This window comes from Burkholderia sp. SR8 (assembly GCF_052851275.1).
Map to the genome: position 1 here is coordinate 38,735 of NZ_JAULUC010000008.1, position 13,937 is coordinate 52,671.

The following is a 13,937-nucleotide window of genomic DNA, read 5'->3' on the forward strand; positions in this document are numbered from 1 at the left end:
GACTCATGATGGCACCGGAACAGTGCGGTGCCGTTTTTGTATCCGCTCCGGCGGCAGGTCCGGCCGTACAGGCCGGGCGGCGCGCGCCGGGACGATCCACCCTTACCGGTATCGACTAGTACCCGCAGTGTCGCCGAGAAGGCGCGATTCCTCGCTTACCCGCGGGGCGCAACGTCCTCCGGCAGCATGGGCCAAGGAGCTTTAAATGGATATTTTCGTCCAGCAGATCCTCAACGGGCTGGTGCTCGGCAGTGTGTACGCCATCATCGCGTTGGGTTACACGATGGTGTACGGCATTCTCGGCATCATCAACTTCGCGCACGGCGACGTGCTGATGATCGGCGCGATGGTCGCCCTGTCGGCGATCACCGTGCTGCAGAACCACTTCCCGCAACTCGGCAACGTCGCGACGCTGACGATCGGCCTGGGCATCGCCGCGGTCGTCTGTGCGTTCGTCGGTTTCGCGATCGAACGCGTCGCGTACCGGCCGCTGCGCCGCGCGCCGCGTCTCGCGCCGCTGATCACCGCGATCGGCGTGTCGATCCTGCTGCAGACGGCCGCGATGATCATCTGGTCGCGCAACCCGCTGCCGTTCCCGCAATTGCTGCCGACCGATCCGATCAACGTGATCAAGGCGACCGACACGACGCCGGGCGCCGTGATCTCGGTCACTGAAATCGTGATCATCGCGGTCGCGTTCATCGTGATGGGCGGCCTGCTGCTGCTCGTCCACAAGACGAAGCTCGGCCGCGCGATGCGTGCGATCGCCGAAAGCCCGAACACCGCGAGCCTGATGGGCGTGAACCCGAACTTCGTGATCTCGGCGACGTTCATGATCGGCTCCGCGCTTGCCGCACTGGCCGGCGTGATGATCGCGTCCGAATACGGCAACGTGCACTTCTACATGGGCTTCATCCCCGGCATGAAGGCGTTCACGGCCGCGGTGCTCGGCGGGATCGGCAACCTCGGCGGCGCGATGGTCGGCGGCGTGCTGCTCGGCCTGATCGAGCAGCTCGGCGCGGGCTACATCGGCAACCTCACGGGCGGCGTGTTCGGCAGTAACTACCAGGACGTGTTCGCATTCATCGTGCTGATCATCGTGCTGGTGTTCCGTCCGTCGGGCCTGCTGGGCGAACGTGTCGCGGACCGCGCGTAACGGAAGGGGAGCAAACAACATGACATCCATTCAACCGATCGAATCGTCGACGTCGCTCGTCGAAGAGCGCAACACCACCAAGACCGTCATCATCGGCATCCTGACCGCGGCCTTCGTGATCGCGGCGCCGATCATCATCGGCTCGGCAGGCGGCAACTACTGGGTTCGCGTGCTCGACTTCGCGATGCTGTACGTGATGCTCGCGCTCGGCCTGAACGTCGTGGTCGGCTTCGCCGGCCTGCTCGACCTCGGCTACATCGCGTTCTACGCGGTGGGCGCGTACACGGCGGCGCTGCTGAGCTCGCCGCACCTGACCTCGCAGTTCGAGTGGATCGCGGCGCTCGCGCCGAACGGGCTGCACGTGCCGTTCCTGATCATCGTGCCGATCGCGATGGCGCTGGCGGCGACCTTCGGGATCCTGCTCGGCGCGCCGACGCTGCGCCTGCGCGGCGACTACCTGGCGATCGTCACGCTGGGCTTTGGTGAAATCGTCCGGATCTTCATGAACAACCTCGATCGTCCGGTGAACATCACGAACGGCCCGAAGGGGATCACGGGCATCGACCCGGTGCACGTCGGCGGCTTCAACCTGTCGCAGACGCACTCGATCTTCGGCTTCCAGCTGCCGTCGGTCTACATGTACTACTACCTGTTCGTGCTGTGCGCGCTGCTGGTGATCTGGGTCTGTACGCGTCTGCAGCACTCGCGTATCGGCCGTGCATGGGCCGCGATCCGCGAAGACGAAATCGCCGCGAAGGCAATGGGCATCAACACCCGCAACGTGAAGCTGCTCGCGTTCGCGATGGGCGCGTCGTTCGGCGGCCTGTCGGGCGCGATGTTCGGCGCGTTCCAGGGCTTCGTGTCGCCCGAGTCGTTCACGTTCTGGGAATCGATCGTCGTGCTGGCCTGCGTGGTGCTCGGCGGCATGGGCCACATCCCGGGCGTGATTCTCGGGGCGGTGCTGCTCGCGATCTTCCCGGAATTCCTGCGCTCGACGATGAGCCCGCTGCAGCACGCGCTGTTCGGCCATGACATCGTCGATACCGAAGTGATCCGTCAGGCGCTGTACGGCCTCGCGATGGTCGTCATCATGCTGTACCGCTCGGAAGGCCTGTGGCCCGCGCCGAAGCATGAGGACAAGATCGCGAAACTGGCGAAGCGCAACAGCAAGAAGCCGGTGCGCGCTTAACCAACGGACAAGGGGTTATACACATGAGCGACAAGCAAATCCGACTGTCCGTCACGGGCGTGAACAAGCGCTTCGGCGGGCTGCAGGCGCTGTCCGACGTCGGCCTGCAGATCAAGGAAGGCGAGATCTACGGGCTGATCGGCCCGAACGGCGCCGGCAAGACGACGTTCTTCAACGTGATCACGGGCCTCTACACGCCGGACTCCGGCGACTTCAAGCTGGACGGCGAGAACTACACGCCGACGGCCGTGCACCAGGTCGCGAAGGCCGGCATCGCGCGTACGTTCCAGAACATCCGCCTGTTCGGCGGGATGACCGCGCTCGAGAACGTGATGGTGGGCCGCCACGTGCGCACCAAGCACGGGCTGCTCGGCGCGGTGTTCCAGACGCCGGCGGAGCGCCAGGAAGAGCGCGAGATCAAGGAGCGCGCGATCGAGCTGCTCGAATACGTCGGCGTGCTGCAGTACGCGGACTACACGTCGCGCAACCTGTCGTACGGCCACCAGCGTCGTCTCGAAATCGCACGGGCGCTGGCGACCGACCCGAAGCTGCTCGCGCTCGACGAGCCGGCGGCCGGGATGAACGCGACCGAGAAGGTCGAACTCACGCGCCTGCTCGACAAGATCCGTTCGGACGGCCGCACGATTCTGCTGATCGAGCACGACGTGAAGCTCGTGATGGGATTGTGCAACCGGATGACGGTGCTCGATTACGGCAAGGTGATCGCCGAGGGTCTGCCGCAGGACGTGCAGAAGAATCCGAAGGTGATTGAGGCATATCTCGGCGCAGGGGTGCACTGATGGCAGCGGCAATGTTGAAAATCAAGGGCTTGCAGGTCAACTACGGCGGCATTCAGGCCGTCAAGGGCGTTGACATGGAAGTCCGTCAGGGCGAGCTCGTGACGCTGATCGGTGCGAACGGCGCCGGCAAGACCACGACGATGAAGGCGATCACCGGCCTGAAGCCGTACTCGGCGGGCGACATCGAGTACGACGGCAAGTCGATCAAGGGCATCCCGCCGCACGAGCTGCTCAAGCGCGGCCTCGCGATGGTGCCGGAAGGCCGCGGGATCTTCGCGCGCATGTCGATCATCGAGAACATGCAGATGGGCGCGTACCTGCGCAACGACAACGACCAGATCAAGAAGGACGTCGACCGGATGTTCGGCTTCTTCCCGCGTCTGAAGGAGCGTGCGACGCAGCTCGCGGGCACGCTGTCGGGCGGCGAGCAGCAGATGCTGGCGATGTCGCGCGCGATTCTGAGCAAGCCGAAACTGCTGCTGCTCGACGAGCCGTCGATGGGCCTGTCGCCGATCATGGTCGAGAAGATCTTCGAAGTGGTGCGCGAGATCTCGAAGGAGGGCATCACGGTGCTGCTGGTCGAGCAGAACGCACGCCTCGCGCTGCAGGCCGCCGACCGCGGTTACGTGATGGACTCGGGCACGGTCACGATGGAAGGCGACGCGAAGCAGATGCTCGACGATCCGAAGGTGCGGGCTGCGTATCTCGGCGAATGAACGGGCCGGGTGCGGCGCGGCGGCGGATGCCGGCGTGCCGCGCAACGGCTTTCGAAAGGCTGTCATGGGTTGCCGTGGCAGCCTTTTTTCGTTTTGCGCAGCCGGCCGCGAACTGTGCGCGCGGATGCGACTCCATTCATTCGGCGGTGACGCGGGCCATGCGGCGCGGCACAGGGCGGCACGAATGACGTCGGGAAGCGGCCGTCCGCTACCGGCCATCCGCAACCGGCCGTCCGCAACCGGCCGTCCGCAACCGGCCGTCCGCAAACCGACACGCCGGCCGCGTACCATGATCGATCCATCGGGACATGGAGAGCACGCATGAGTCTGGACTACGGTTTCGTGAAGGCGAAGGTGACGTCGGTGGCGCGGCTGAAGGGTTCGCCGCACGGCGGCGAAATCCAGTATCACATCCACCTGACGCTCGCGTTGCCGACCGGCGACTGGGACGTCGCGGTCAACGTCGGCACCAACGACGCGGACGACCTGCTGAACTACAAGCTCGTCTACGATTTCCATCATCCGGTCACGGTGACGCTTGCGGCCGCGGCCGAAGGCTATACCGACCTGACCGGGCACACCGCGCTGCCGGCGCTCGACTATCTGCGCAGCGACATCCTGAACGAGACGGGCGCATGGCGCGCGAGCGCGGTGATGGACGGCACCGAGAACGCGGAGCCGATCCCGTCGCTGCTGCGGCTCGTGAATGCCGCGCAGTCGCAGGGGCTCGACGTCGTCGTGTTCGGCCGTACGTATGCGGAAGGCAACGGCATCCACGACACGCACATGAACCAGGGTTCGACCGGCGCGAACTACCTGCATCGCGCAGGTGACGACCGCAACGATCACAACGACGTATGGCAGGACGGCGCGCTGATCGTGCGCGTGAGCGACACGCAATGGGCCGCGTATTTCGCGGCATTCGAGCAGCAGGCCGTGCCGACCGACGCGCTCGGCAATCCGCTGCCGGACGCCGGGCCGATCACGCGCTGACGGCAGCGGTGGCGGCCGGCGGCGTCACGCAGCCGGCAGCGCCTTGCCGAACGAGATGCGCTCCTCGACGCGATAGCCGAGCGCCGCATAGAAGCGGCACGCATCGTCGTTGCCGGGCAGCACCTGCAGATTGATCTTCAGACAGCCGCGCGCGGCGAGCGCGCGTTCCGCATGCGCGATCAGCGCGCGGCCGATGCCGAGCCGCCGCGCGTCGTTCGACACGCCGAACGAGTAGAGCCAGCCGCGATGTCCGTCGAAACCCGCCATCAGCGTGCCGACGACCCGCGCGCCGCAGGCCGCGACGAAGAACAGCTCCGGCTGGGTCGCGAGCTTCAGCTCGATCGATCGCAGCGGATCGCGGTGCGGCGGCGCGCCGGCCTTGTCGTACTGCGGGAACGCGTCGCGCCAGACGGCCAGCACGGCATCCGTGTCGGCGCGCTCGAACGGGCGGATCACGACGGCATCGGCGGCGGCATCCATCGCGGTGCGCTCCTTACAGCGTGTCGAGGATCGACCGCAGCATCGCCATCATCCGGTCGATTTCGTCGGTCGTCACGTTCAGCGCCGGCATGAAGCGCAGCAGGTTCGGGCGCGCCGCATTCAGCAGCAGGCCGTCGGGCTGCATGTCGCGCGCCTTCTCGACGATCTGCGGCCCGATGTCCTTGCCGAGCAAGAGCGCGCGCAGCAGGCCTTCGCCGCGTTCGCCCTCGAAGCCGCGCTCTTCCGACAGCTCGAGCAGCTTGCGCTTCAGGTACTCGCCGCGCGCACGCACGCCTTCGAGGAAGCCGGGCGCGACGAGCTGCGAGATCACCGAATAGCCGGCCGCCGTCATCAGCGGGTTGCCGTTGTACGTGCCGCCCTGGTCGCCGGCCTCGAACACCGCGACGTCGGCCTTCGACAGCAGCGCCGCGAGCGGCACGCCGCTGCCGATGCCCTTGCCGAGCGTCATGATGTCCGGCTCGATGTCCGACAGCTCGTACGCGAACAGCGTGCCCGCGCGGCCGCAGCCGCTCTGCACTTCGTCGACGATCAGCAGCAGGTTGTGCTGCTTCGTCAGTGCGCGCAGTTCGCGCATGAATTCGCGCGTCGCCGGGATCACGCCGCCTTCGCCCTGGATCGGCTCGAGCATCACGGCGACGGTCTTGTCGCTGATCAGCTTCTCGACCGAGTTGATGTTGTTCAGCTCGGCCTTCGGGAAGCCCGGCACCTGCGGCGCGTAGATCGTGTCCCAGCCCGGCTTGCCGCTCGCCGACATCGTCGCGAGCGTGCGGCCGTGGAAGCTGTGATCGAACGTGATGATCTCGTACGCGCCGTTCCTGAACTTGCGGCCCCATTTGCGCGCGAGCTTGATCGCGCCTTCGTTCGCTTCCGCACCGCTGTTCGTGAAGAACACCTTGTCGAATACGCTGTGCTGCGTGAGCAGCCCCGCGAGCTTCGCCATCGGTTCGTTGTAGAACGCTGGCGACGGGTTCAGCAGCTTTTCCGCCTGGCGCTTCAGCGCGTCGACGACGCCGTCGTTGCAGTGGCCGAGACTGTTGACGGCCCAGCCCTGGATGAAGTCGAGATAGCGCTTGCCCGTGTGATCGTAGAGCCACGAACCCTTGCCGTGCGTAAACACGATGTCGGGGCGGTTCGTGATGTACATCAGCGAGTCGATCGGGTAATCGTTCAGGGGCATGGCAGCAGACTCCAGCGGACGTTGAAAGGGAAACGGGCAATAAAAAAGCCACGGAAGGCCGTGGCTGGTGGGTCGAACAGCTTGTGCGTAACCGGTGAAGCGGAGGAGGGTTACGCGCGAGTCCGTGACGAGCCGGCGGCATCCGGGCGGAGCGGCGAGCGGCGACGTCGGAGAGCGGACAGGTAGCGGTTCATGTGCGCAAGCATAAGGCATCCCGCGCCCCACTGTAAACCGCCGCGATGCCACGCATGTGACACGGCGGCGCGCGCAGCGGGGCGCTCATGCGCCCGGGGCTCAGACCGGATGCGCGAGATCGGCGGCGCTCGTGAACGAGTCCGCGTAGAACTCGTCGGCCGGCAGCGCGTGGTGCTGCGTGAAGTCGCGCTGCGCGGATTCGACCATCACCGGCGCGCCGCACGCGTACACCTGGTGACCGGACAGATCGGGCAGGTCCTCGATCACCGCGCGGTGGACGAAGCCGGTGCGGCCGGTCCACTGGTCGGCGTCGTCCGGCTCGGACAGCACCGGCACGTACTTGAAGTTGGGGATCTCGCGCGCCCATTGCTCGGCGAGCGCGCCGAGGTAGATGTCCTTCTTGCGGCGGGCGCCCCAGTAGAGCGTCATCGGGCGCGTGATGCCCGTATGCTTCACGTGCTCGATGATCGCCTTGATCGGCGCGAAGCCGGTGCCCGACGCGAGCAGCACGATCGGCTTGTCGGAATCCTCGCGCAGGAAGAACGTGCCGAGCGGGCCTTCGAAGCGCAGGATGTCGCGCTCCTTCATCGCGCCGAACACGTGGTCGGTGAACTTGCCGCCCGGCATGTGGCGGATGTGCAGCTCGATCGGGCCTTCCTCGTGCGGCGCATTCGCCATCGAGTAGCTGCGGCGCGAGCCGTCCTTCAGGATGAACTCGACGTACTGGCCGGCGAGGTATTGCAGGCGTTCGTTGGCCGGCAGCTGCAGCTTCACGACCATCACGTCGTCCGCCTTGCGTTCGAGCGCGGCGATCCGGCACGGCAGCTTCTTCACCTGCACGCCGTCGACGCCGGCGATTTCACGCACGTCGATCTCGAGGTCGCATTGCGCCTTCGAGCAGCACAGCAGCGCGAGGCCGCGCGTGCGTTCGTCGTTGGACAGTGCCGATGCGGCATGCGGGCCCTGTTCGATCTGGCCCGACACGATCTGGCCCTTGCACGAGCCGCACGCGCCATTCTTGCATCCGTACGGCAGATGGACGTTCTGGCGCAGCGCCGCCGCCAGCACGGTTTCGTCCGATTCGACCTGGAACTGCCGGCCGCTTTGCTTGAGAGTAACGTTGAATGCCATAGAACCAAATAGAACAAAATGTGGGGACCGTGCATCTCACGCACGGCAGCTACAATGCAAGCCCGTTGCGCGCCGCGCAACGTGGCAACTGATTTCGCAACCAACATGATCGCGACTCGAATCCTGCGCCGGCCGCGCGCATTGATCGTCGGCTGCGGCGACGTCGGCCTGCGCTGCGTCGCGCAATGGCGCGAAGCGCGCCCCGACCTGCGCATCGTCGCGCTGACGAGCCACCCGGGCCGCTGCGGCGAATTGCGCGCGGCGGGCGCTGTGCCGATCGTCGGCAACCTCGATCGCCGCGCGACGCTCCGGCGCATCGGCGGGCTCGCCCGCACGGTCCTGCATCTTGCGCCTCCGCAATCCGAGGGCCGCGACGATCGCCGCACGCGTGCGCTGATCGCCGCATTGTCCGTGCCCGCGCGGCGCTGTTCCGCATCGGCCGTCACGCCGGTCGGCCGGCTGCGCACGCTGCGCGCCGCGATGCGGCAGGCCGGCGGGCCGGCCCGGGCAGCGCGTATTGTACCCGACGGCCTTCGCGCGCCGACGCTCGTCTACGCGAGCACGACGGGCGTTTACGGCGATTGCGGCGGTGCGCGGATCGACGAGACGCGGCCGCCGCGCCCCGCGAATCCGCGCGCGTTCCGGCGCGTGTCGGCCGAGCGTCAGCTGCGCGCGGCAACGGTGCGCGGCGTGCTGTCCGCGCGCATCGTGCGGATTCCCGGCATCTATGCGGCGAACCGGCTGCCGCTCGCGCGGCTCGAGCGCGGCACGCCGGCGCTCGACGCCGCCGACGACGTCTACACGAACCACATCCACGCGGACGATCTCGCGGCGATCCTGCGCCGCGCGGCCGTGCGCGGCAAGCCGGCGCGCGCGGTGCACGCGTCGGACGACAGCGAACTGCGGATGGGAGAGTATTTCGACCGGGTCGCGCAGGCGTTCGGCCTGCCGCCGCCGCCGCGCATCAGCCGCGCGGACGCCGAGCAACAGCTCGAGCCGACGCTCCTGTCGTTCATGCGCGAGTCGCGGCGCCTGTCGAATGCACGGCTCAAGGCCGAATTGTGCGTGACGTTGCGCTATCCGACCGTAGACGAATTCCTTCAAACGCTCGCGCCGGGCGGCACGTCAGGTCAGCGCCGGTAACGCCTCGATCAGCAGGAAGCACAGCAGCGCACCGATCATCGCGCCGATCAGGTTCGGATGATATTTGTGCTTCATGTGCATCGTGGCCAGCAGCGCGCCGATCACGATGGCGCCCACGACCGCGAACGCGATCATCACGTACGACAGTTCGAAAGAATGGTTGATGTTCATGATGTCTCCCCTGCATCGCTGCTCGTACAGCTTGTGATTTGAGTATAGCGGGGGAACTGCGGCCGCGAGGCGGCCGGACACCGAACGGTCGTGCGGATTTTCCCTTACAGGGTTTTGACGGGATTGCGCAGCGCTGACAGGTCGTTTTCGTCGAGCCAGCGCCACGCGCCTGGCGCGAGGTCGTCCGGCAGCGTGAAGCCGCCGATGCTTTCGCGGTGCAGTGCCTCGACGCGGTTGCTGGCCGCGGCCACCATGCGTTTCACCTGATGATATTTGCCTTCGAGGACGGTCAGCGCGAGCGCGTGCGTGTCGCGTGCGTCGGCGGCGACCGCCGCGAGCGGCTTCGGCTCGCCGTGCAGCTGCACGCCGGTGCGCAACGCGTTCAGCTGGGCGTCGTCGAGCGGGTGGCGCACGGTCGCGACGTAAGTCTTCGGCACCTTGCGTTTCGGCGACGTGTACGCGTGCACGAACTGGCCGTCGTCGGACAGCAGCAGCAGGCCTGTCGTGTCCTGGTCGAGGCGGCCGACGCACTGCACGCCGCGCGCGACGAGCGGCGCGGGCAGCAGGCTGAACACGCTCGCGTGGTGTTGCGGCTCGCGCGAGCACTCGTAGCCGGCCGGCTTGTTGAGCGCGAGATAGGCGCGGGCGTGGAACGGCCACGCGATGTCGTCGACCGTGAAGACGAGGCCGCCGGTGTCGAAGGTCGCGTCGGGATCGGTCGCGCACGCGCCCGCGACGGTGACGCGGCCCGTTTCGATCAGGCCGCGGCACTGGCGGCGCGAGCCGAAGCCCTGCGTGTAGAGAATGCTTTCGAGATCCATAGCGCGCGCATTCTATCAAGCGGCGTGCCGGCGCCGGCACGAACGCGCCCGCGCTGGTAAGCTGCCGGAGCGCCGCGCGTTCATGCTTCATGGCAGTCCATGCCGTCCGCTGCGCTTCCGGTCGGCCGCAAGGCTGCCCCGTCGCTGGACGCCGCGATCGACCGATCTTGCACGCAGCGTGCATACGGCTTCAGCGTGACGTAGTGCCACGGCGGACGCAGGCCCGTGCCAGGGCTGTCGCCGCCTTCATCCCACCCGGAGTCTGCCGCATGAACCCGACGACGCTCGACGCACTCGCCGATTTTCCCGCCAGCTCGAAGCCCATTTCGCGGCCGTGCCGGACGGCTATGCACGCTGGACGCCCGACGACTGGAGCGGGATTCCGAGCGAGCGCTTCTCGCCGCTCGGGCAGCTCTGCCACGTGCGCGACATCGAGATCGACGGCTACCACGTGCGGCTGCGGCGAATGCTCGACGAGGACCACCCGCTGCTCGTGTCGGTCGACGGCGACGCGCTCGCGCTCGAGCGCCGCTACGACGCCGCGTACGCGTCCGACGTGCTCGCGGCCATTCGCGACGCGCGGCGGCAAACGCTCGACCTGGTGTCGCGGCTGACGCCCGAACAGTTCGCACGTACCGGCGAGTTCGACGGCTACGGCGTGCTCACCGTGCGCGGCCTGCTTCATTACCTGTGCAGCCACGACCAGCAGCATCTGGCCGGCATGCAGTGGCTGCTCGGCAAGATCGACGCGGTGCTGTACGCGCGCTGACCCACGCGGCCTCGCGGGCCGGTGCGGCCAGCGTCCGCGCGCATCGGTCCGGCAGATTCCGGCGTCGCCGTCGGTGGGGCAGGCCACCCTTGCGGCCTGTCGATTGGATCGTTTTTCTGGATAAGCCATCCAGCCGCACCGGGCTGACCGGCGCGGCGCGCGTGCCTACACTCCTAGCTTCGTTCAACGCAAAAAGGAGTCAACCGTGGCTAATCACACGCTCGCAGACAAGGTCGTCCTGATCGCAGGCGGCGCCAAGAATCTCGGCGGCCTGATCGCCCGGGATCTGGCCGGCCACGGCGCGAAGGCGGTGGCGATTCACTACAACAGCGCGGCATCGCAGGCGCAGGCCGACGAGACGGCCGCCGCGGTGCGGGCGGCCGGCGCGGAGGCCGCGACGTTCCAGGGCGACCTGACGACCGCCGCCGCGGTCGAGCAGCTGTTCGGCGACGCGAAGCAGCGCTTCGGCAAGATCGACATCGCGATCAACACCGTCGGCAAGGTGCTGAAGAAGCCGTTCACCGAAATTTCGGAGGCCGAATACGACGAGATGTTCGCGGTCAACAGCAAGTCGGCGTTCTTCTTCATCAAGGAAGCGGGGCGGCATCTGGAAGACCACGGCAAGCTCGTCACGCTCGTGACGTCGCTGCTCGGCGCGTTCACGCCGTTCTATGCGGCCTACGAAGGATCGAAGGCGCCGGTCGAGCACTTCACGCGCGCGGCATCGAAGGAGTACGGCGCGCGCGGGATCTCGGTGACGGCGGTCGGCCCGGGCCCGATGGACACGCCGTTCTTCTATCCGGCCGAAGGCGCGGACGCGGTCGCGTATCACAAGACGGCGGCCGCACTGTCGCCGTTCAGCAAGACGGGCCTCACCGACATCGAGGACGTCGTGCCGTTCATCCGCCATCTGGTGACCGACGGCTGGTGGATCACCGGCCAGACGATCCTGATCAACGGCGGCTATACGACCAAGTAACGGGCCTTGCCCGTGGTCCGCGGGCGGTCGCGGCGGGCGCGCGGTGCGCCGCACTGGACCGTTTGCATGGACAATGGACGGGCGCGCGGGCTCGATGCCGCGCGCCCGTTTCTTTCGTGTTGCCGCACCGGCCTGCCAACGGCCGCGATGTGCGGCGCTTGCCGGTGACGGTCGTCCGAACCCACGTTTTGCGCTGCCGATGGACAAGCTGGACCAGGTCAGAATCTTCCTTCAGGTTGCCGAAATGGGCAGCTTCATCAAGGCCGCGCATGCGCTCGACGTGCCGCGTGCGACTGTGTCCGCGGCGGTTCAGCAGCTCGAGACGGCGCTCGGCACGCGCCTGCTGCACCGCACGACGCGGCAGGTCCAGCTGACCGCCGACGGCGCGTTGCTGCTCGAGCGCGGCCGCCGGCTGCTCGCGGAAGCCGACGAGCTCGACCGCCTGTTCCGGCGCCGCGATCGCGACGTGATCGGGCGGCTGAACGTCGATGCGCCGAGCCGGATCGCGCGCCGCGTGATCGCGCCCGCGCTGCCGTCGCTGTTTCGCCGCCACCCGAAGCTGCAGTTGTCGCTCGGCTCGACGGACCGCTCGATCGATCTCGTGCAGGAGGGTGTCGATTGCGCGATCCGCGTCGGGCGGCTCGCGGACAGCAGCCTCGTCGTGCGGCCGCTCGGACAGTTCGCGCTGATCAACTGCGCGAGCCCCGACTATCTGCGCGAACGCGGCGTGCCCGAGCATCCGGATGCGCTCGCGCACGGGCACTGGGCGATCGGCTATGCGTCGCCGACGACCGGCCGCGAGCTCGACTGGGAATACTGCACGGACGGCGCACGGCATACGCTGACGTTGCCGAGCCGCGTGATCGTCAACAACGCCGAAACCTATATCGCGAGCTGCATCGCCGGAATGGGGCTGATCCAGATTCCGCGCTTCGACGTCGTGCACCTGCTCGACAGCGGTGCGCTCGTCGAGGTGATGCCCGGCCATCGCGCCGCGCCGATGGACGTATCGGCCGTATATCCGCATCGCCGCCATCGGTCGAGGCGGCTCAATGCGTTCGTCGAGTGGTTCGGCGAGCTGATGGCGGATGCGTTGAACGACGCGCGCGGCAGCGGCGACTGAAAGCGGCAGTGTGCGTGCAACCGCGGCGCCGTGCGCGGTTCGCCGGGCGGTGACGCCGCCCGATCGGCGTCGGCGCGCCGCGACACGTGCGGTACGTGCGGCGACCGCTCGGCACGCGCTCAGGCGGTGAACTGTCGCGTGCGCCCGGTCGCCCGGACCGCCTCGATCAGCGCGGCGCCGGCGCCGTCGGGTTTCGCCGCGAATGCGTAAAAGCGCGCGGCCGGCAGCGCCGGCAGCCCGTCGTGCACTCCGCATTCGCGCAGGCCGTCGCGCAACTGGCTGCGCGCGAGCGCCGTGACCGCAAAGCCGGCGAGCGCAGCCGACATGCAGCCGGCCATGCTCGCGCTTTCGAACAGCACGCGAAACGGCCGCAGCGCGGCCGCGAGCGCGGACACCGCGGCTTCCCGATACACGCACGGCTCCGGAAACAGCGCGAGCGGCACACCGTCGTCGGCGTCGAGCGCCGTATCCGCCGCGAACGCCCATACGAGCGGTTCCTCCCACAGCAGTTCGCCGGGCGTGTCGACCTGCCGGCATTGCTTGCCGAACACGATGTCGAGCCGGCCCAGCGTTTGCTCCCGCAACAGCGCCGCGGTGATGCCGACCTTCAGTTCGATCGACGTGCGCGGATGGCTGTCGCGGAACGTGCGCAGCACCTGCGGCAGCCACGTGCCCGCGAAGTCCTCCGACGCGCCGACGCGCAGCGGGCCGTGCGCCGGCGCACCGCGCAGGCGGGCGCGCACTTCGCGTTCCATGTCGACGATGTTGCGCGCGTATGCATACAGCGTGTCGCCGGCCGGCGTGAGCGCGACGCGGCGCGTGGTGCGCGCGAGCAGCACCGTGCCGGCCGCCTGCTCGAGCCGCTTGATGTGGCCGCTGACCGCCGACGGCGTCAGCGCGAGGCGTTCGGCGGCCGGCGCGAAGCCGTGGCGGTCGACCACTTCGAGGAAAGTGCGCAGCAGCGTGATGTCGAGCGCGCTCGATGCGGGGTCGGTCAGCGGTTCCATCGATGTATTCAACGCGATATTCGAAGAATGAATCATGATACTCCGCGAATCGTGACGAGACGTCGA

General features: G+C 67.6%; 14 protein-coding genes and 1 pseudogene. 9 read left to right on the forward strand and 6 right to left on the reverse strand.

Annotated elements, in window-relative coordinates; translation table 11 throughout:
- Positions 1-205 precede the first annotated feature (205 nt).
- The 5 genes from Q3A80_RS12340 to Q3A80_RS12360 all read left to right on the forward strand — a co-directional run bounded on the left by Q3A80_RS12340 (position 206) and on the right by Q3A80_RS12360 (position 4,854).
- Entirely contained in the window at positions 206-1,156 is a 951-nt protein-coding gene (locus tag Q3A80_RS12340) for a branched-chain amino acid ABC transporter permease (protein ID WP_446329286.1), read from the forward strand.
- Positions 1,157-1,175: 19 nt separating this feature from the next.
- Positions 1,176-2,345, forward strand: coding sequence for an ABC transporter permease subunit (locus Q3A80_RS12345; RefSeq protein ID WP_446329287.1), 1,170 nt, complete (start codon positions 1,176-1,178; stop codon positions 2,343-2,345).
- 23 nt (positions 2,346-2,368) lie between these two features.
- Complete coding sequence (locus tag Q3A80_RS12350) at positions 2,369-3,145, forward strand: ABC transporter ATP-binding protein (RefSeq protein WP_040141507.1); 777 nt, start codon at positions 2,369-2,371, stop codon at positions 3,143-3,145.
- A complete protein-coding gene (locus Q3A80_RS12355) occupies positions 3,145-3,861 on the forward strand; it encodes an ABC transporter ATP-binding protein (RefSeq protein ID WP_446329288.1) in 717 nt (238 codons plus the stop codon). Before Q3A80_RS12350 ends, Q3A80_RS12355 begins: the two co-directional genes overlap by 1 nt.
- 321 nt (positions 3,862-4,182) lie before the next feature.
- Positions 4,183-4,854 carry a DUF2278 family protein gene (locus Q3A80_RS12360; protein ID WP_446329289.1) on the forward strand — a complete coding sequence of 224 codons (672 nt, stop codon included), beginning with the start codon at positions 4,183-4,185 and terminating at the stop codon, positions 4,852-4,854.
- 24 nt (positions 4,855-4,878) lie between these two features.
- On the opposite strand, the gene Q3A80_RS12365 is transcribed toward Q3A80_RS12360, so the two are convergent.
- The 3 genes from Q3A80_RS12365 to Q3A80_RS12375 form a co-directional block, all read right to left on the reverse strand.
- A complete protein-coding gene (locus tag Q3A80_RS12365; protein WP_446329290.1) occupies positions 4,879-5,334 on the reverse strand; it encodes a GNAT family acetyltransferase in 456 nt (151 codons plus the stop codon).
- Between the two features lie 13 nt (positions 5,335-5,347).
- Positions 5,348-6,532: an acetylornithine transaminase gene (locus Q3A80_RS12370; RefSeq protein ID WP_446329291.1), complete on the reverse strand. Its 1,185-nt coding sequence runs from the start codon at positions 6,530-6,532 to the stop codon at positions 5,348-5,350.
- Positions 6,533-6,826: 294 nt separating this feature from the next.
- A complete protein-coding gene (locus Q3A80_RS12375; RefSeq protein WP_446329292.1) occupies positions 6,827-7,858 on the reverse strand; it encodes a CDP-6-deoxy-delta-3,4-glucoseen reductase in 1,032 nt (343 codons plus the stop codon).
- 105 nt (positions 7,859-7,963) lie between these two features.
- Between Q3A80_RS12375 and Q3A80_RS12380 the strand changes: the two genes are divergently transcribed.
- Positions 7,964-9,001: an NAD-dependent epimerase/dehydratase family protein gene (locus Q3A80_RS12380; protein WP_446329293.1), complete on the forward strand. Its 1,038-nt coding sequence runs from the start codon at positions 7,964-7,966 to the stop codon at positions 8,999-9,001.
- Here the strand turns inward: Q3A80_RS12380 and Q3A80_RS12385 are convergent.
- Both Q3A80_RS12385 and Q3A80_RS12390 read right to left on the reverse strand, forming a co-directional pair.
- Positions 8,984-9,172 (reverse strand): hypothetical protein, encoded by a 189-nt coding sequence (locus tag Q3A80_RS12385; RefSeq protein ID WP_446329294.1) that lies wholly within the window; start codon positions 9,170-9,172, stop codon positions 8,984-8,986. The genes Q3A80_RS12380 and Q3A80_RS12385 overlap by 18 nt on opposite strands.
- A 104-nt stretch (positions 9,173-9,276) precedes the next feature.
- Positions 9,277-9,993, reverse strand: a complete 717-nt coding sequence (locus Q3A80_RS12390; protein WP_446329295.1) for a pseudouridine synthase — start codon at positions 9,991-9,993, stop codon at positions 9,277-9,279.
- Positions 9,994-10,262: 269 nt separating this feature from the next.
- Between Q3A80_RS12390 and Q3A80_RS12395 the strand changes: the two are divergent.
- From Q3A80_RS12395 to Q3A80_RS12405, 3 genes and pseudogenes are all read left to right on the forward strand, one after another.
- Positions 10,263-10,762, forward strand: a pseudogene (locus Q3A80_RS12395) (DinB family protein).
- A 205-nt stretch (positions 10,763-10,967) separates the two neighbouring features.
- Positions 10,968-11,741, forward strand: coding sequence for an SDR family oxidoreductase (locus tag Q3A80_RS12400; protein ID WP_446329296.1), 774 nt, complete (start codon positions 10,968-10,970; stop codon positions 11,739-11,741).
- Between the two features lie 199 nt (positions 11,742-11,940).
- Positions 11,941-12,864, forward strand: a complete 924-nt coding sequence (locus Q3A80_RS12405; protein ID WP_446329297.1) for a LysR family transcriptional regulator — start codon at positions 11,941-11,943, stop codon at positions 12,862-12,864.
- Between the two features lie 119 nt (positions 12,865-12,983).
- On the opposite strand, the gene Q3A80_RS12410 is transcribed toward Q3A80_RS12405, so the two are convergent.
- Positions 12,984-13,871, reverse strand: a complete 888-nt coding sequence (locus tag Q3A80_RS12410) for a LysR family transcriptional regulator (protein ID WP_446329298.1) — start codon at positions 13,869-13,871, stop codon at positions 12,984-12,986.
- Positions 13,872-13,937: the final 66 nt, after the last annotated feature.

Bases quoted from the DNA above. Each gene is read 5' to 3' on its own strand.
- Q3A80_RS12410 (WP_446329298.1), bottom strand. From the start codon at position 13,871: ATGGAACCGCTGACCGACCCCGCATCGAGCGCGCTCGACATCACGCTG.
- Q3A80_RS12380 (WP_446329293.1), top strand. From the start codon at position 7,964: ATGATCGCGACTCGAATCCTGCGCCGGCCGCGCGCATTGATCGTCGGC.
- Q3A80_RS12405 (WP_446329297.1), top strand. From the start codon at position 11,941: ATGGACAAGCTGGACCAGGTCAGAATCTTCCTTCAGGTTGCCGAAATG.
- Q3A80_RS12340 (WP_446329286.1), top strand. From the start codon at position 206: ATGGATATTTTCGTCCAGCAGATCCTCAACGGGCTGGTGCTCGGCAGT.
- Q3A80_RS12355 (WP_446329288.1), top strand. From the start codon at position 3,145: ATGGCAGCGGCAATGTTGAAAATCAAGGGCTTGCAGGTCAACTACGGC.
- Q3A80_RS12375 (WP_446329292.1), bottom strand. From the start codon at position 7,858: ATGGCATTCAACGTTACTCTCAAGCAAAGCGGCCGGCAGTTCCAGGTC.
- Q3A80_RS12385 (WP_446329294.1), bottom strand. From the start codon at position 9,172: ATGAACATCAACCATTCTTTCGAACTGTCGTACGTGATGATCGCGTTC.
- Q3A80_RS12390 (WP_446329295.1), bottom strand. From the start codon at position 9,993: ATGGATCTCGAAAGCATTCTCTACACGCAGGGCTTCGGCTCGCGCCGC.
- Q3A80_RS12360 (WP_446329289.1), top strand. From the start codon at position 4,183: ATGAGTCTGGACTACGGTTTCGTGAAGGCGAAGGTGACGTCGGTGGCG.
- Q3A80_RS12345 (WP_446329287.1), top strand. From the start codon at position 1,176: ATGACATCCATTCAACCGATCGAATCGTCGACGTCGCTCGTCGAAGAG.
- Q3A80_RS12370 (WP_446329291.1), bottom strand. From the start codon at position 6,532: ATGCCCCTGAACGATTACCCGATCGACTCGCTGATGTACATCACGAAC.
- Q3A80_RS12350 (WP_040141507.1), top strand. From the start codon at position 2,369: ATGAGCGACAAGCAAATCCGACTGTCCGTCACGGGCGTGAACAAGCGC.
- Q3A80_RS12365 (WP_446329290.1), bottom strand. From the start codon at position 5,334: ATGGATGCCGCCGCCGATGCCGTCGTGATCCGCCCGTTCGAGCGCGCC.